Origin of the sequence: Mesorhizobium sp. B1-1-1, from assembly GCF_006442955.1 — a bacterium.
Lineage (GTDB): Bacteria > Pseudomonadota > Alphaproteobacteria > Rhizobiales > Rhizobiaceae > Mesorhizobium.
The window spans coordinates 47,092-65,251 of sequence record NZ_VFWW01000002.1 but is presented as its reverse complement, the minus strand read 5'-3'; the positions used below and the strand labels follow the sequence as shown (position 1 = coordinate 65,251).

Genomic DNA, 18,160 nt, shown 5'->3' with positions numbered 1-18,160 from the left:
GTATCTGGACACATCGACAAACACCACTGCAGCCTGGAATTCGACGGCTACTGGGCCATCCGCTCGAAGTGCGTGAATTCTACCGAGTAATTCCAGCGGCAGAAAACTCTCAAGTAGCTCGCAAGTACCCTCCATGGGTTCCTTCCCGCAGCCGTGCCCATGGTTTCAGGGCAGAGAAAGGCACCGCCGACCGCGCACTTCCTAAAGGGAATGAATATCGCCCCGATAGATTGCGTGACTTCCTGACGTTACACCAAATTTCGTATATGATTGATATCTAAATTAGGGAGGACGCATTGCCTGTACACATCAAGGCAGCGCCGGAGCCGCCACGTGCGACGGCTTGGCTCTCGCACCGACTCGAGACATTGGTCCACGATTTTCCGCAGATCGCCGATAGGGAAAGGACAACCGTCAAGGGCGGATATGACTTTGATGTTGCCATCGTTGGCAGCGGCTATGGCGGCTCGGTGGCTGCCGCCGAATTGAGCGCCTGCAAGGATGTGCAAGGCCAATCTTTAAAAATCTGCGTACTGGAACGCGGCAAGGAGTACCTGGCCGGAATGTTCCCTTCGCGATTGGCCGATCTGGGCGGCCACGTCCGCTTTGCCACCCCCTTTGCGAAACGCCAACGCGGCGTGTTCGATGGTCTTTACGACTTGCGCTGCAGCGACGACGCGGTAGCTCTCGTCGCGTGTGGCTTGGGTGGAGGCTCATTAATCAACGCCGGCGTGATGGAGATGCCGCTGCTGGAGATTTTCCGGGAAGCACGCTGGCCCACCAAAATCCGCAGAGATACGACGCTCGCAGAGACAGCTGAACGGCTGCGTGATTGGTTGGGAGCCAAGCCGATACGTGTCACCAAGCCTTTCCTGGCCAAGTCCGAAGCAATTAGAAATTTGGCTGGTGGCAAAGCACGACCCGCTCACATAACCGTCGCTTCCGATTGCCACACCAACCACGCCGGGGTCGCGATGAGCGAATGTCGCCGTTGCGGCGACTGCGCCACTGGTTGCAACTACAATGCCAAAGAATCCCTCGACCTGAACTTGTTGCGGCTAGCTCGACAAAGCCTGGTACAGATCGTCACTGGCGCCACCGTCTTGCGCGTTTTGCGCGCGGGCGAAGGATGGCAGTTGGACGTCAATCACACCGACGGCCATCTACGCGATAACCAGCGGAAGCCGTTCGCGCTGCTGGCGAGACGCGTGATCCTTGCAGCAGGCACATTCGGCTCGACGGAAATTTTGATGCGCTCGCAAATCCGCGGGATAAAGTTCTCCGATCAGCTGGGAAGCAAGTTCTCCGCCAATGGTGACATGCTCGTCGTTGCCCATGATTTGGCGGCACGGGTGAATGGCGTCGCTGACGAAACCGAGAATCCGGCCCCAAACATCAAGAGCGAGGATTGCGGTCGCGCGGTCGGCCCGACGATAACCGCAATGATCGATCTGCGCGACGGCAACGCGGCTACTGACCTGGTGATCCAAGATCTTGCCGTACCGGGACCGCTGCGCCGCCTGTTTGAGGAAAGCGCCACCACATTCGATGTGCTCAATCGCGTCGCCGATGGCGACTGGGCGAAGCATGAGCCGAATCCCTCACGGGCAGACGATGCAGCCGTCAATCCAGCCGCCATCACCAACTCCCTGGTGTTGGCTATGATCGGCCGCGACGACGCGGAGGGAGCACTGGCGCTAGGGCCCTCGATGCAAAACAGCGCCGATGAGAAGCAAGACGATCCTGAAAAAATGCTCGCCGACGGGATGCTCACGGTGCGCTGGCCGGAGTTGCGACTGGACCCCCGGCTGGAGAACCATCATGCGCGCCTTGGCAAGTTGCTTCGAGAGTCTGGATTGGGCGGACGGCTGGTGAACAACCTGTTGTGGCGACCTTTGTCCGACAGGCTCGAAGCCGTGTTCGGTCGCCAACGCGGGCCGCTGCTGACGGTGCATCCCCTTGGGGGCTGCGCCATGGGTGACGACGTTCGCCAAGGCGTGACCGATCATTGCGGCCGCGTGTTCGATGCCGCCGCGGTCGGCCTCAGACGCACTCACGAAGGGTTGATCGTGCTCGATGGCTCGGTCGTGCCCACGTCGCTGGGCATCAATCCCGCCTTGACCATAGCCGTTCTGGCATTGCGAGCGATCACCGAGCTCAAGGAGGAATGGCAACTCAGTGGCGGCCGTTTGACCAATGCACCCTTGCCTGGGAACTCTCGTGGCGAAACGCGGCCGATATATTCCACGCCGCGGACGAACCCTGCGCCTACGCCTACCAGCATCGAACTGACCGAACAGGTGCGCGGCAAGGTCCCTCTGGCTATGCGCGGCAACGGTGTGAAACCACACATGGTCGAACTGACGCTAACCACCAAGCCGGTGGTGCTCACCGATCTCTACGCGCTGCAAACGCCCCGTGGACGGTGTTTGCCGATTGCCCATGGTCGGCTGCGCATTCTGCGTGCAGGAAAGGAGTTCGACCCCATTGCAGATCAGGCCTATGAAAGCCATGTTGCGCTCGAGGCGGAGATCTCGGGATCGCTCCACCTGTTCGATCTGAAAAAATCGCGCCCCGTGCCCCGAATGCTGCGCGCTATCCTTGCGTGGGCGCTCAACCGCGGGATGCGCGACTTTGCTTACCGCTTGGTCCGCCAGGGCCAGGAATGGTTGCGTTTCACGCCGCCTAGCGGAGGGGCATCCCATCTCAGACTGCTCGACATTCTGCACCTGTGCTCGCGTGCGGGCGGGGTCCGCCTGATCGAATACGATTTGCACATCGACAAGGTTGTCGAGCCGGAAGATCTCGGCACGGGCGCGAGGTTCGACAGCTCTCTGTTCACCCAGAAGAAAATCAGAGCGGTGAAGCGGCTCACCTATGCGCGCGGCGCCAGCCCTTGGCAGCAATTGATGGAGATGTCGGTCGAAGTTTTCCCGCAGATGAGCAAGACCGTCATTGGCAAGAAGCTACCGTCGCTAGAGCTAAACAAACGATACCTGGCGCGGCAATCGGTGCCTCTGCTGCGGATAGTGGGGCAGCAAGACCGTGTCGCGGCACTGGCAGATCTGGCCTCTTTCATACTCTACGGTTTTCGCGTCGTGCTTCAGATACATGCACTGAGTTTTCGCCGCCCCGACCCGCCATCTGCGCGTGAACCACAACGGTTGCCCGGGGCGGTGCCGGGCTTACCTGCGCCCCAAATCGACTGGTTGACCTTGAAAGGTCAGCTCAGCCCGCCGATCCGCATTCGCCTGGCCCGCTATGACGGCAGTTCCGCAAAGGTGATCGAGAAGGGCGTCCCGAAACGCCCCGTCTTGCTCATCCATGGTTACAGTGCGAGCGGCACCACATTTGCTCATGCTGCCGTACCCGGCAACCTCGCTCAATCGCTGTGTGATGCTGGGCGCGATGTCTGGGTGCTCGATATGCGATCGAGTTCAGGCCTGACTACCGCCACAGGCGGTTGGTCTTTTGAGGAGATGGCGGAGAATGACATTCCGATCGCCGTCCAACACGTGCTGGCTGCGACAGGGCAGGAAAGGCTCGATGTCGTCTGCCATTGCATGGGCGCGGCAATGTTCAGCATGGCAGTGCTTGGCGAGCATGATCGAAGGAATTTGCACAATAAGATCGGGCGCGTGGTGTTTTCGCAAGTCGGCCCGGCAATGCTGTTGAGTTCGGCAAATGTGCTCGCCGCATATGTGATGCGATATGTACGTTATTTTCTTCAACTTGAAGACTATGTGTTCAGTCCGCATGGCGATATCTCGCTCGCCGGTCAATTGCTCGACAGAGCGCTCTCGGCAATGTGGCTGCCGTCCGACGAGTATCGGCGCGAGAATCCCCTCTGGCCCCCAGGCAAAGCGACGCCTTGGGTCGGCACAAGACATCGGATGGACGCGCTCTATGCACGCACCTTCTCGCTCAACAATCTCTCTGACCTCGTACTCGACCACATCGACGATTTCTTCGGCCCGCTCAGCGTCGAGACAGTCTCGCAGGTCATACATTTTGCTGGCTTCAACACCGTGACCGATCGCGCCGGCATAAATCGTTATGTGCTGCCGGACCGGGTGAGGGATCGACTGAAGTTCCCGATGATGTCGATCCATGGAGCGGAAAACGGTTTGGTCGCCCCCTCAACGCTAAGACTGATGCGAAATATGCTCAAAGGGGCCGGCGTGCCGCATTTGAACTCATCTCTGCATGCGGTCGAGGCGGTGCAATCGGAGGAAGAAATCAGGGATCTTATTGACAAAAGCGGCCAGTTCCTGGCGCTCGGCCAACCGTCCTACCTGACCTGGTGCATTGCCGGCCACGGTCATCAGGATTGCCTGATCGGCAAAGACGCCTCGTCGATCTGCGGCGTTATAGCGAAATACCTCGGAATGCCGGATATCTCCGATATGCCGGGCCCCTTGGAGGAAAAGCCATGACGCATTCTCTCCCCTCTGAAGCCAGGGCGCCCGCCTTCGGGGTGCGCGTAGAGGTCGAGGCGGGCAAGATCCTGGTGCAAGCGGCCGATAGCGGAGGGCGGGGCTTGCCTCATGCAGCTTTCATTGTTCCCGTCTACGCAAAGGGCGACCGCCTGCACATGATCGGTCCGCCGGTTACGAGCCGCGGCGACGAGAAAGGACAGAGCGACGATAGCCTCTATAATAGTCTTCCGCATTACTATATTAAGCAACCCGCATCTCCTTACGTATTTGAAGTTCCGCTCCATGAGTGGCCTGAAGCGCAGCAGGTACTGGTCTTGCTGCTGTACGTTCAGGCGCAGGGTATTGGCGGCTTGGCTCGGTTACCGAAACTGCCCGACGCGGCGGGATCACCACCTGAAATCCTCGACACAGGTTCGCATGCCAAGAACGCGGTGAAGAGGGCCGCCGAGGCTATTCGGTATGCGCTCGAGACTGACACATTGGATGATTTGCGAGGTGGCCTGATCGTCGGCAGGCCTGGAAGGTCGCACAGAAGCCATCGGCACAAGAGCGATGCCCGCGCGGTATCGAACCTTTCATTCGCTCTCGCAAGTTGCCAATACCCCAGTGATTTCCTCGACCACATGCCCGACGGTCAGCATGCGACACGAGGGCCCGCGGATGCGTCTCTGCTCGCGCTCGGCGATCTACTGGGCAAACCCGGCGCCCCAACGTTGCTGCTGCTGGCCGGCGATCAGGTATATATCGACGCTACGGCAGGGCTTTTCGACCCTAAGGTAGTCAACGACCGATTCCGAATACCCTACGAACGCCGGGGCCAGAGCCGCGGTGTGAAGGCGGTGATGCAGCGCTTGGACATGGCGGTTGAAATGATGCTGGACGATCATGAGATTCGCGACAATTGGGCAAAAGACCCCGACCCGGCGATGCGCAAGAATGATATCGTCATAAAGCCTGGGAAACTGGCTTACTTCAGGTACGAACGTGGCAAGACCGAGGTGCTGGAAAAGCGCCTGCCGGCACACATCTGGCGAGACGATTTAACCCACAACGGTATGCCATTCTTCCTTTGCGACACGCGCACCGAACGTCAAGGACGGACGGTCTCGAACTGGTGCGAAGCGCGGATCATGGGTTCAACGCAATTCGCCAAACTTTGTGAATGGCTTACCAAGCCTGAACACACCGAAATGCCCAAATTTGTTCTCACATCCTCGGCAGTGCTGCCGCGGCGGCGGGAGGTGGCCGAGGCCCCCACTTGTGCCTTGCGTTCGGACGCGTGGGATGGATACCCGTTTTCCTTACATAAACTGCTCAGGTTCGTGTGCAACAAGGAAATAAAGGGACTGGTATTCCTGTCGGGTGACGAGCACGTGAGCAGCCTGGTCACCGCTCGTGTAACAAACAGCAAAACCGGCAAGCAGAGCATCCTGCATTGTATCCACAGTTCGGCGCTGTACGCGCCATATCCGTTTGCGAACGGAACTGCCGACAATTTCCAGGCCAATGAGACTTTTTGCTTTCCCGATCCCGATCCTGAGCAGGGGCCGTATTGTTGCGAGGTGCAGACAAGTTTCGCCCCTGGCGACGGTTTCGCGCTTGTAACGACATGCCGCCGCCGTTCGCATTGGCGTCTGGATGTCAAGTTCCACGACAGCGGGGGGCTCAAGGAGAACGGAACCTTCACGCGCGACCTAGAGTAATAGCTGCGCGTGAAATAAGGCTTCACTCAGTTTTTCTCACTATACCAAGCGGCCCGCGCTCGATCAGGCGCGGCGGCAGCTATTTATCCCGAGATAATCGTCTCTGAGGCCGCATGTCCAAACGATCGCCTGCCCTTTGCATGAGCCTGTGTAGCCGCTCCCCATAAGGAAACGTCGCCATGAAGCGAAAACGCTTGGCCGGCAATCGGTCTCCTCAATCGACAATGGTGGCGGACAGGGTCCGCCACCATTGTGATAACAGGCCACGATAGAGGCCTGCCCGGATTATTTCCCGGCGGCAGCCGCATTCTTTACCCAGCCATCGAACTCCGACTGATTTGCGGCAATCCAGTCGTTGGCGATCTTCTTGATCTCGGCGTCGGTCTTGTTGCCGGCCCCCAGATCGCCTTCCCACTGGCTCCAGATGTCCAGCGACCATTTCGCTTGTTCGATGAATTTCTTGGCCGCCGGATTGTCAGCCAGGAACTTCTTGTTGGCGAGCGTGCGCCAGTTCCATGGGCCAACCGCCATGCGGCATGGGTTCTGCCCCCCCGCACAGCCAACCACGTCCTTGACCTCGTGCGTCTTCGGTTTCGATACGCCCTCGGGAAGAGCGTCATACGGGATCGGCAGCCACACCACGTCCTTGCCGGGCTTCAGCCGATAGACGATCCAGGATGGGCTCCAGGTGTAAAGAAGGATCGGCTCTCCTCGGTCGGCCCGTGCAAAGACCTCGCCGATCAGCGGCTCGTATTTGGCGCGGATGGAGCGCACCGTATCGCTCAAGCCGAACTCCTTGACCTGGAAATCGACGACGTCACCGCACTTCCAAGCGGGATCGCAATTCACCAGATTGGCTTTTCCGTCACCGTCGGTGTCGAACAAGGCGGCGATCTTCGGGTCCTTCAGTTGCGAGACATTGGTGATGTTGTTGGCTTCGGCTGTCTTCTTGTCGATCATGTAGCCGTTGATGCCGCCGCCCGCGATCGTGCCTTCATTGATCAGTTCGACCGTATCCGAGATCTGTGCGATGGCGGGCTCGGCCTGCGGCCAGTTGATGTCGCCGGTCATGTCGAGGTCGTCCTGCGAAATGGCCTGCAGGATCGCCGACATGTTCATGGTCGACAACTTTACGTCGTAACCGAGTTTCTCGAGGCCCGCTATCAGGACCTGGTCCTGAATATAGTTGGCGCCCAGGCTGTCGGAGGACGTGAAACGAATGGTCTTGCCTTCGCCAGGCTTATCCTGCGCAAAACTCTGCCCACCCATCATGGTTGCTGCAACAGCCATGGCGCAGGCCAGTCTCAGCCCTTTGCGGTATCGATAATTCGCCGACATGTATTCTCCCCTTGTTGTGATATTTGTTGCGTCGTTCCGCCTGATCGAGACGGTGTTCAAACCTGCTGGTGGTTCGTTTCGAAACTCCCCGCTTCCTCATTTCTGGGACGCAGCAACTGAGCCAGGGCGGCCCGGATGCCCCGGGTTGGTCCGGCCTTGTCCTGGTTGGCCAGGCCCTGCGTGATGCGATCGAGGATCATGGCTAGCAGGACGATGGCGATGCCGCCGACGGCAGCCATGCCGACATCGAGACGTCCCAGCCCCTGCAGGACCACAAGTCCGAGCCCTTCGGCCCCGATCATGGATACGATCACCGACATGACCATAGCCATCAGCACCGTCTGGTTGAGGCCGCCCAGAATGGTTGGCAAGGCCAATGGAAGTTGGACTTCCCAGAGAAGTTGGCGATCGGTGGCACCGAAGGCCCGCCCCGCCTCGACCATCTCCTTGTCGACAAGACGAATCCCGAGATTGGTGAAGCGGATCAGCGGCGATATCGCCGCCACGATGACCGCGACTGCCCCAGGCACCGTTCCGACGCCGAACAGCATGACCACCGGGACCAGGTAGACGAAGCTGGGCGTCGTCTGCATGACATCGAGCACCGGCCGCACGATGGTCCAGGCGCGATCGTGGCGCGCGCACAGGATTCCAATTGGAATGCCAAGAATGACGCACACCACGATTGCCGTGGCGATGAGCGACAGGGTGGTGATCGCTTCCGCCCACAGGCCCATGAAGGCAATCAGGGTCAGCGAAAGCAGCGTGAATATGGCCACGCCACGCGATGCGGAGCGCCATGCGATGAGAGCAAAGATCCCGATCAGGATCGGAAACGGAATGGCATGGAGTCCATGGTCGATCGCGGTCAGAAGGGTCTCGACGGGCCACTTGATTGTCTGGAACAGCGGCCGGAAATGCATTGCCAGCCAGCGGACGCCGACCTGGATCCATTGGTCCAGCGGGATGACATAGAGATTATCGACATCCAGCATGATCAGGCCTCCGCTCCCCGGGATTGCGAGGAAGCCGCCGCCGGAGCGCCAATGCGGGACAGGATCTGGAGTGGATCGACACGCCCCAAATATCGGCCGCCCTCGTCAACAACGGCTATCGGCCGGTCTCGATGGCACAGGCTGGCCACCACCGACAGCTTTTCCGTGCCGCATACCGTCTCATAGTCCTTGCTCATCAATGATTGGATCGCCGAACCATCGGCGAGGCGTGGCAACTGGCGTGGTCCGACGACACCCACGACCTGCATCGAATCGTCGACGATGAACACCGGTTCGCCCTCGGCATCGCGGCCGCCAGACGCACGTCCGTCTAGCCGGAGCGGGCTGCTTTCCACCATCACGGAACTCGCATCGAACAGATGGGCCCGGTTGACGTCGCGGGTGAAGGCGGCGACGTAGTCATTCCCGGGCTTGGTCACGATGTCCTGCGGAACGCCTTCGCGCATCACCATTCCATCCGCCATGATGGCGACCCTGCTTCCGAGCTTCAGCGCCTCCTGGAAATCATGCGTGATGAACAGGATGGTCTTGTGGAAAGTCCTGTGCAGGCGCAGCAGTTCGTCCTGCATTTCGCTGCGGATGAGTGGGTCCAGCGCGCTGAAAGCCTCGTCCATGATCAGGACATCGGCATCCGTGGCGAGTGCGCGGGCCAATCCGACGCGCTGACGCATGCCGCCGCTCAGTGTACCGGGAAGATGATTTGCCCACGAAGCCAGCCCGACGACCTCCAGCACCTCCATCACCTTCTTCCTGCGCGCGGCGGCTGGCACACCGCGCAGTTTCAGGCCGAACTCGGCATTCTCCAACACCGTTCTGTTCGGCAACAGGCCGAAGTGCTGGAACACCATGGAGATACGCGTCCGGCGGATTTCGCGCAGCCGCGCTTCGCTGGCGCCGGTGATCTCCTCGCCATCGATAAGGATGCGCCCTGCATTCGGCTCGATGAGGCGATTGATGCATCGCGCAAGCGTCGACTTACCGGAGCCGGACAAGCCCATGATCATGTAAATCGAACCGACAGGAACGGACAGCGACACGTCGCTCAAGCCGACGACCTGCCCGGTCTTCTGGAGCACAGCTTCCTTTGTCTCGCCAGACTTCAGCATGGCCAAAGCCGATTCCGGCGATCTGCCGAAAATCTTGTACACGCCCTCGACCGTTATGCGATCCGTCACACCTGTCCTCCACTCCTGGCCTGGCGGACGATAGTCAGCACATTCCAGAGCCACGATCCCGATTAATGAAGATAGAACTGCACCCGCCGTCTTCCCCCGTTCGGCAGGATACCCGCGTAGCCCAGTGCTACGAAGGAAAGCATACGGCTCGCGGGTTCGATGATATAGGCTCTCCGCTACCCGGATAGGTATAATCCGGGACGCCCGTATGGAGAAACGGCGTGCTGGCTTCGCTTAAAAACCCTGCCCTCATGGTCGTGGACATGCAGAACGATTTCGTGCGCAGGCATGCGCCGATGGAGGTTGCATCCGCGCGCGAAACCATACCTTCGATCGGCAGACTCATTGCGGCGTTTCGCGGCAACGGCAAGCCGGTGGTATTCACGCGATACGTTGCCGACCCCCTGTATCAGGCCCTGGCCGGCAAGCTGACCTGGATCAAGCTGACCGATGCGCCGACCCATGCGTGTGTGCCGGGTTTCATGCGCTCCTACGGCGATGTCGAGGGCCTGCGGGATGCCGCGGAGGTGATTGACGAGCTTGCGCCACAGAATGGCGACATCGTGCTGGACAAGGTCTATTTCAGCGCCTTTCATGCCACGGATCTTGCCAAGACGCTCAAGCTGCTTGCGGTAGACGGTCTGGTATTCGTCGGCACGGTAGCGGAGATGTGCGTCGAAGATAGCTGCCGTCACGCCGTGCATTTCGGTTATCCCACGATTGTGGTGGAGGATGCTGTTTCTTCCAACCATCCGCCCAGCCGGCAGGCCATGCTCGATGCTTTCGCACGCAACTACGGCTGGGTCATGACCACGGACCGGCTCCTGGATTCTTTCGCGGTCGGGCAAGCGGGAAGCCAGGTCTTGAACCTACCGCAGCGGTGAAAAATCGGTCGGGATCAGGATTCGGTTTTCCATCGTTTCGATATTCTCGGTGAGCTTGACGGTAAACGCCCGCCACGCGGGATCTTCGGCCAGCCGCTGACGCCGCTCGGCGCGGTCGTTCAGGTCGCTATAGCCCCATAGATGCACGACATGGTTGAGAGGTCCGATCTCGGTGCGGAAATAGCCGATCAGGTTGCCCAAGATCGGCTGCTGGATGGCAAGGCCTTCCTCGCTGATAAGCTGCATGTACCTGGCGAGACGGCCGGCCCTTATCTTGTAGATGCGTTCCTCGACAATCATGGCGTGACAGCTCCCATCAGGCGATCACCCGCGACTTTTCCCTGCCCGCTTCCTTCTCGCGCATCGCAAAAACGGGCATCACTTCCTTGATGAACAGCGCCAGCGATTTCTTCTGCACCTCAAACGGCAGGTCGAAGGCGAGGCCGAGGCAGAACTGGTCTACGCCCGCCGCTTCATAGACCATCAGCTTTTCGATCACCTCGTCCGGGGTGCCGAAAAGGAGATTGTCGCGGATCGACCGCGGATCGTAGTCGCCGCTGTTGCCAAGGGTGTCGTAAGAAACCGCTTCAGGAAAGCCGTTCTTCACCGTGCCGATGTTCTGGAAGAGGTTCTCGAAGCTGCGCCCATATTGATAGCTGTAGCGAACCGGCAGTTCCCAGTCCTCGGGACGTTCATACACGCAAGTGCGGCGCAGCATCATGAACCGCGGTCTCGGCACTTCGGGATGATCCTGGACCGCCTTCTTGAACTTGTCGCCGAGAATGCCGATTTCCGCGACCGGCCGCGACAACGGCGTGGAGAGGATGTTGTGGCCATTGCGCACCGCCCAATCGAATGTGCCGGGGTCACGCGCCGCCACCCAGATGGGCGGGTTGGGTTGCTGCAAGGGCTTCGGCACCGAGGTTGCCAGCGGGAAGTGGTAATACTTACCCTCGTGGGCGTAGTCGCCTGCCCATAATTTCTGGACTGCCGGCAGCAGTTCCTGCATGTAGGCGCCGCCTTCCTGTTGCGGGATGCCTCCCGCCATACGGTCAAATTCATACTGATAGGCGCCGCGGGCGATGCCGAATTCCAGCCGCCCTCCCGTCAGGTGATCGCAAAGCGCGGCCTCTCCCGCGAGACGGATCGGGGTCCAGTACGGCGCGACGATGGTGGCGGTGCCAAGCCGGATCTGTTCGGTATGAGCTCCCCACCAGACCAGCAACTGGAACGGGCCGGGCGCGATCGTGAATTCAATCGTGTGATGCTCGGGCGACCAGGCGGTCTCGAAGCCGCCGGCATCGGCCATACGCACCAGTTCCAGCGTCTCAGCCGCCACCTGGCGCATATCCTTGTCGGGACTGAACCTCTCCATGTTCAGGGAAACGGAAAATTTCATGGCAATGACCTTTTCGAATATTAGGGAACCGTCGGATGAGCGTCAGCGCAAACGGATTACGAACGGGTCCTGCGTGGCGCCGGAGTAGTCGATGACGACATTCTTCAGGCGGGAGAACTCGCGCATGACCTCGAAGCCCCCGCGCTTGCCGTAACCGCTCTCCTTGAACCCGCCGGAGGGTGACATGTAAGCAGCCGAGCGATACGTATTGACCCAGACCGTGCCGGCATCGACGTTGCGCGCAAAGCGAAGCGCCCGGTCGATGTCGCGGGTCCAGACACCCGCCGCCAGCCCATAATGGGTGTCGTTGGCAAGCCCAATCAATTCGCTTTCATTGTCGAACGGCACGACGCCCACGACCGGGCCGAAAATTTCGTCGCGCATGAAGCGCATGTCGTTGCGCGCATCCGCCAGAACCGTGGGCTCGTAATACCAGCCGCCGGAGAGGTCGTCCCGCCGCGGCCGGTGGCCTCCGGCAACCAGCCGCGCGCCATCGGCGACGCCGTAGTCCACATACTGCTCGACCTTGTCGAGTTGGGCAGCCAGCGCCAGCGGACCGATTTCCGTGTCCTCATCGGTCGGATGGCCGATACGCACGCGCCTGGTACGATCCGCCAGCTTTTCGACGAATGCGGCATAGATGGATTTTTCGACGAAACAGCGCGAGCCTGCGATACAGGTCTGCCCGGCAGCGGCGAACACGCCGGCAACCACGCCGTTCACCGCGCGCTCGATGTCGGTATCGGCGAATACGACATGAGGCGACTTGCCGCCCAGTTCCATCTGACACGAAACAAGTCGGCTGGCAGCGTTGGCGGCGATGCGGCGGCCGGTTGCCGTACTGCCCGTGAAGGCGATCTTGGCGACATCGGGATGCAAGGTCAGCGCTTCGCCCGCCGTAGCGCCCTTGCCGGTAACGACATTGAAAACGCCAGCCGGGAAGCCCGCTTTTGCAATCAGTTCGGCGAGGGCAAGGGTGGACGCGGAAGTATGCTCTGATGGCTTGACCACGACCGTATTGCCAATTCCCAGGCAGGGTGCGAGCGTGCCGGTCAGCAGCATCAGCGGTGAATTCCACGGCGAGATCATGCCCACCACGCCGATCGGCTCGCGCAGCGTGAAGTTCAGCATATCGAGCTTATTGACCGGTATGGTCTCGCCATGCAGCTTGTCGGCCATTCCGGCGAAATAGAGGTAGCTGTCCGGCGCCGCGCGCAGTTGCACACGCATCTCTTTCAGAAGCTTGCCGTTGTCACGCGTCTCGATGGCCGCGAGTTCATCGGCGTGTTCCGCGATGAGATCGGCCAACCGGCGCAGCAGCTTGCCGCGATCCGTCTGCGTCAGCCTGCGCCAGGCCGGATCGTGAAACGCTCTTTTGGCTGCCTGCACGGCGGCGTCGACATCATCCGCCCCGGCGTCGGCAACCTCATACCAAGGCGCCGCGTTCGTCGGATCGTAGCTCGGCATGTAGCGGCCGGACCGCGGCGCGAGGCGCTCCCCGGCAATGAAAAGATCCTGGCGCGATCCTTCGATCACCTTCAGCGTCAGGTCCATCATCTCATCCCTTCGCGGTTTCTCGGTCGCCGGCCAAGCCGTTAAGCGACCGCCACGGACGCGGGGCGCCGTCTATCATCGCCACCCGGCCGCCATCGCTGGAATCGACGTAGATCCCGAAGCGAGAGTCCGCGCGCTCATGCAGGTAACGGCGCAGCGTTGCGCGTATCTGCCTGATCGGAATGCTGTCCCAAGGCAGCTCTTCATGGGCAAAGAACCTCAGCGACGGCGACAAATCCGGAATTTCGCCAGGCGGGCCCGCGAGCGCGCCACGGTAAACGACATAACCGGGCTGCTGGTCGGCCACATCGAAGACCGAATAGAGAAACGCATCGCTGGTGAGCGGCGCAACCACGCCGCCGCCTTCGAAGCTGAGCATGTCGCCCGGCTTACGGTGCGTTGCCGTCGGCAGTTCCCAGCCTCCGGCGCCATCGTCGCGCAGCAGGATGCGGCCGTCATGCTCGACCAGGTAGCCGATGATCATGCGATGGGAAGGCGTCCAGCCAGGCGGCATCGGGTCTTCCACGCAGACATAGCGCCCCCGGCAAAACCCTAGCGGAGCGGCAGGGCTGGTGCCGAAAGCACGCACCCGGCCGATCAGGATCACATGGTCTCCCGCCTCGATACGGTCATGCACCGTGCAGTCGAACCAGGTAAGGCTGTCGGTGAGCACCGGCGAGCCCGTATGCACGGTAGTATGGGCTATCGTCTCGAACTTGGAGAGTGACTTCGAGGCGAAGAGGCTCGCCACCTCCTTCTGGCGCTCGTGCAGTACGTTGACGGCGAAGCCTTCGGCCGTGTTGAACGCCGGAAAGCTGCTGGCGCTCTTTCCTATGCAGACGAGCAGCAGCGGCGGCTCAAGGGAGACTGAGGTGAAGGAATTCGCAGTCATGCCGCGCGGCGAACCATCTTCGTCCCGCGTCGTCACCACCGTGATGCCCGTGACGAAGGTGCCGAACGTTCGCCGCAGTTCCACTGGATCGATCGTGCTCAGCTCTTTTTCCCTCTTGTCCGTCATGCGTCCTGCCTCTCCAGGAGGGTGGAAGGATAAAGGGACGTGAGAGAGGGTCTTCCTGCTCTACGCAGGAGAGGCGGCAGTCAGACTCCTAGGACACGAAGCAGAGACCGCATCAGACAGGTTGCTCCCGGGCAATGGTCTCGTTGAGGCGTATTGCCAGTTCAAGCGCGAACCGACGTTCGGGTGAATCGATCTCGATGCCAAACAGTTCCTGGATACGGTTCAGGCGATAACGAAGCGTAGTAACATGCAATTCCATCGCGTCCGCGCAGGCCTGGCTGCGGCAACCGTGCTCCAGAAAGACGGTCAGGGTCCTGATATAGTCCGTTGCATGCGCCTCGTCGTGACGCACGACCGCGCCAATGGCGATATCCACGAACGACCTCACTTCCTTGCTGTCGGCCGCCGAAAGCAGCAGCGGAAAAGGACCGAAGTCCTGGGGCGCAAGCAACCCGGTACGGTTGAAGCGGACGGCAAGACGGATCATGCGCTCGCATTCAAGCCATGCCTGGGGATAGTCGTGAATGCTCGAACAGGTCTTACCCGCCACGATGATCGGCTTGGTGCCGATCAGCCACTGCGTTTCCTCGATCAGCTTGCGCACAAACGTCTTGACCACCGTGTCCGCGTCGCGGGGCGCGTCGGGAATGCGGCACAGAATGATCTCGCCCAATGCGGCGGCGGTCGCCTGCGGCGCCAATTGGCCGGCGAGCCGCATGATGGAGCGGTGCAGTTCGGGTATGGTCTTGCCCTTTTCCGGCACAGTTTCCGGGAGGCCGATCGCGACCAGCCTGGCGGTGGCGTTTACGTCAATGCCGAGCCGGCGCGCCCGCGCCGTCAAATCGTCCACGTTGCGCCAGTTGCCGGAAACGATTTCCATGAACAATTCGCTGGAAGTCTGCGATTCCGTCTGGAACCGTAAATGGCTGCGCATCAACTGGACGCTGAGCGCGAACCGAGCGCTCTGAAGAAGAAGATGATCGAGGTCGCCGAAATTGGCGTCGAGCGAAAACACGATCAGCGCCCCTACCGTCTTGCCATCCACGACCAACGGCTCCACCGCCGCCGGCAGGTTGAGGTGATGGCCGCCGCAGTTCAGGTACAGCTTGCGCATTTCAAGCCCGGCCTGGTCCGAGATATCGCGAGCAAGACGGAGAAACTGGCGGCTCATGCAATCGTCCATCTCCTCGCGCCAGCGGTCGGTGTCGATGAGGTCCGGCTTGGGCGAACGTCCGGCAACGACCAGGTTGGCAGTCAGATCCACCACGACGATTGCGTTCGGCAGGAAGGTTTCGACCATGGAAGCCGCGGATGCGACGGAACCGTCCGACAGGACCTGGTGCATCAGGGAGGAATGCGCGGCAAGTGCGTTTTGGAGTTGCGCGGCGGCAGCATGTTCCGCCCTTAGCCTGTGGGCCTTGTCCACGGCTATGGCGCCCAGATGGACGATCGTCTGCAGGAATGCGAGATCGGCCGCTGACAGATCGACAACGTCGCGCGACTGCACCGACAAGACCATCGCGCGATCTTCCATGTCCCGGCAGCCCAGAGGCAAAACCACGACAGTGCGATAACCGCGCTGGATTGCCTCTTCCCGATAGCCCGGAAATTCGATGCTCTCCTGGGCATCGCGAATGATCACCGGATCATTGCGGGTCAACGCGATGAGGGATGGGCTTGTCGCCAGCGTCCAGCGGTTGCGATAGGACTTCGTCAACTGGCTAGGATCATGCCGGGTCACGACCACAGCATTGCCATCCGCCTGATCGATGCTCATCACCGCCGCCATCGACCAGGCATCGTGCTGGCATGCCGCATCGACAAGGTGCTGCAGCGTTGTCTCGAGGTCGACGCTGGAATTGATGAGGCTGGTCACGTCGCGCAGGACGCGTGACAGCGGGCGATCCAAAGCGCTCAACAGAACCTCGCTGCTTGCCGGTACTCGATCGTTACATAGCCTTCCTGGTCGATGGCGCGCCACAGTCATATTCGTTACCGGGGGTCATGCCGCCGCCATATGGCCGGCATGGATAGGATCGACCTTGCCGGCTGTTCGCGAAAGGTTTGGCAGGCCTTCAAAGCGACATGATGACCGACTTGGTCTCCGTATAAAGGTTCAGCCCTTCCTGTCCCCGTTCCCTGCCCCAGCCGGATTGCTTGAAGCCGCCGGTGGGTATCGCCGCGTCCACCGAGCCGTGTACGTTGACCCCGATCCGGCCCGCGCGAATTCGCCGTACCATCTTGTGGGCGACGCTCAGGTCCCGCGTCCAGACGCTGCCAGCTAGTCCGAAGATGCTGTCATTCGCCTGCCGCGCGATCTGTTCCAGGTCGTCGTCATCGAAGCTCATGGCGCACAGGACAGGACCGAAAATCTCTTCCTGCACCACCGCCATGTCGGGTCGGGTATCGGTCAGCACCGTCGGCGCAATGAAGTTGCCTTCATTGCCTATCCGCGTGCCGCCAAACGCCACCGTTGCACCGGCGCTCCTGCCCTGCTCGATATAGCTCATGACGCGGTCGCACTGGACCGGGGAAATGACCGGCCCCATCTGGACGCCTTCGCTGAGGCCATGACCAACGCGGATGTTCCCCGCCCGCTGGCCGATCCCATCCACGATCTGGTCGAACACCTTCTTGTGGGCGAACAGCCGCGATCCTGCGGTGCAGACCTGGCCGCTATTGGCAAAAATGCCCTGCGTGACACCGGGAATGGCAACCGACATGTCAGCATCGGGAAAGACGATGACGGGCGACTTCCCTCCCAATTCGAGCGACACTTTCTTCAAATTGCCCGCGGCAGCCTTGACGATGATGCGGCCGACCTCGCTGGAACCCGTAAAGGCAACCTTGTCGATCTGGGGGTGCGAGGCTATCGCTGCGCCCGCCGTAGGTCCAAAACCGGTCACGATATTGATCACGCCGGCGGGAATGCCGGCCTCCTGGACCAGTTCACCGAAGCGCAGCGCCGTCAGCGGCGTCTGCTCCGCCGGCTTGAGCACGATCGTGCAGCCGGTGGCCAGCGCCGGAGCTACCTTCCAGGCCAGCATGAGCAGTGGCGCATTCCACGGAATGATCTGCCCGACGACGCCGACCGGCTCGCGCACCGTGAAGGCATGGTACTTGTCCGGCGCAGAGATCGAAATGGTTTCGCCTGTGATCTTGGTCGCCCAGCCCGCCATGTAGCGGAACATATCCACGCTGAGCGCGACGTCGGAATTCCGGGCATTGGCAAGCGGCTTGCCATTGTTGAGAACCTCCAGTTCGGCCAGTTCATCGGCGTTCTGTTCCAGCAGATCCGCCAGTTTCCAGATGAGACGTCCACGTTCGCTGGGCGTGATGCGGCTCCATGGGCCTTCTTCAAAGGCCCGCCGCGCAGCTTTGACGGCATTGTCGATATCGGCGGCGCCGCCCTCCGGAACCTGTGCAATTATGCGTCCCGTGCCCGGATCATATGTGTCGAAAATCTTCCCGGACTGAGCCGGCACCCATTTTCCATCGATAAGGAGTTTTTTCTCCTGGCGTAAAAAGGAAGCCGCCTTCTCTCCAATTCGGAACTGATCAGCATGTGTGTTCATCGAATTCTCCATAGGTATCGGGAAGCGCCTTGCCCGGATTCGTTCAAGGGCGTCCATCT

12 protein-coding genes are annotated in these 18,160 nt (G+C 60.5%); 3 read left to right on the top strand and 9 right to left on the bottom strand.

Annotated elements, in window-relative coordinates; genetic code table 11:
- The first annotated feature begins 296 nt into the window (after positions 1–296).
- Positions 297–4,436 carry a GMC oxidoreductase gene (locus tag FJ986_RS03390; protein WP_140673394.1) on the top strand — a complete coding sequence of 1,380 codons (4,140 nt, stop codon included), beginning with the start codon at positions 297–299 and terminating at the stop codon, positions 4,434–4,436.
- A complete protein-coding gene (locus tag FJ986_RS03385; RefSeq protein ID WP_140525292.1) occupies positions 4,433–6,142 on the top strand; it encodes an alkaline phosphatase D family protein in 1,710 nt (569 codons plus the stop codon). The genes FJ986_RS03390 and FJ986_RS03385 overlap by 4 nt, the downstream gene beginning before the upstream one ends.
- A 285-nt stretch (positions 6,143–6,427) precedes the next feature.
- Here FJ986_RS03385 and proX read toward each other — a convergent pair whose 3' ends face one another.
- The 3 genes from proX to FJ986_RS03370 are packed head-to-tail and all read right to left on the bottom strand — an operon-like array spanning position 6,428 to position 9,671.
- A complete protein-coding gene (gene proX, locus FJ986_RS03380) occupies positions 6,428–7,480 on the bottom strand; it encodes a glycine betaine/L-proline ABC transporter substrate-binding protein ProX (protein ID WP_224519139.1) in 1,053 nt (350 codons plus the stop codon).
- A gap of 56 nt (positions 7,481–7,536) precedes the next feature.
- Entirely contained in the window at positions 7,537–8,475 is a 939-nt protein-coding gene (locus FJ986_RS03375; RefSeq protein WP_140498487.1) for a proline/glycine betaine ABC transporter permease, read from the bottom strand.
- A gap of 2 nt (positions 8,476–8,477) precedes the next feature.
- Positions 8,478–9,671 carry a glycine betaine/L-proline ABC transporter ATP-binding protein gene (locus FJ986_RS03370; RefSeq protein ID WP_140498488.1) on the bottom strand — a complete coding sequence of 398 codons (1,194 nt, stop codon included), beginning with the start codon at positions 9,669–9,671 and terminating at the stop codon, positions 8,478–8,480.
- A gap of 221 nt (positions 9,672–9,892) precedes the next feature.
- Between FJ986_RS03370 and FJ986_RS03365 the strand changes: the two genes are divergently transcribed.
- A complete protein-coding gene (locus FJ986_RS03365; RefSeq protein WP_140673392.1) occupies positions 9,893–10,555 on the top strand; it encodes a cysteine hydrolase in 663 nt (220 codons plus the stop codon).
- Here the strand turns inward: FJ986_RS03365 and FJ986_RS03360 are convergent.
- The 6 genes from FJ986_RS03360 to FJ986_RS03335 form a co-directional block, all read right to left on the bottom strand.
- Positions 10,541–10,855 (bottom strand): NIPSNAP family protein, encoded by a 315-nt coding sequence (locus FJ986_RS03360; protein WP_140498490.1) that lies wholly within the window; start codon positions 10,853–10,855, stop codon positions 10,541–10,543. The two genes, FJ986_RS03365 and FJ986_RS03360, sit on opposite strands and share 15 nt — an antisense overlap.
- Before the next feature lie 16 nt (positions 10,856–10,871).
- Complete coding sequence (locus FJ986_RS03355; RefSeq protein ID WP_140673390.1) at positions 10,872–11,954, bottom strand: LLM class flavin-dependent oxidoreductase; 1,083 nt, start codon at positions 11,952–11,954, stop codon at positions 10,872–10,874.
- Positions 11,955–11,996: 42 nt separating this feature from the next.
- The gene (locus FJ986_RS03350; protein ID WP_140625450.1) at positions 11,997–13,508 is read right to left on the bottom strand and encodes an aldehyde dehydrogenase; all 1,512 of its coding nucleotides are present in this window, start codon (positions 13,506–13,508) and stop codon (positions 11,997–11,999) included.
- Positions 13,509–13,512: 4 nt separating this feature from the next.
- The gene (locus tag FJ986_RS03345; RefSeq protein WP_140498492.1) at positions 13,513–14,526 is read right to left on the bottom strand and encodes a flavin reductase; all 1,014 of its coding nucleotides are present in this window, start codon (positions 14,524–14,526) and stop codon (positions 13,513–13,515) included.
- A gap of 112 nt (positions 14,527–14,638) precedes the next feature.
- Positions 14,639–16,513, bottom strand: a complete 1,875-nt coding sequence (locus FJ986_RS03340; RefSeq protein WP_140498493.1) for a helix-turn-helix domain-containing protein — start codon at positions 16,511–16,513, stop codon at positions 14,639–14,641.
- A gap of 88 nt (positions 16,514–16,601) precedes the next feature.
- Positions 16,602–18,158: an aldehyde dehydrogenase family protein gene (locus FJ986_RS03335; RefSeq protein WP_281405512.1), complete on the bottom strand. Its 1,557-nt coding sequence runs from the start codon at positions 18,156–18,158 to the stop codon at positions 16,602–16,604.
- Between the last annotated feature and the right edge of the window lie 2 nt (positions 18,159–18,160).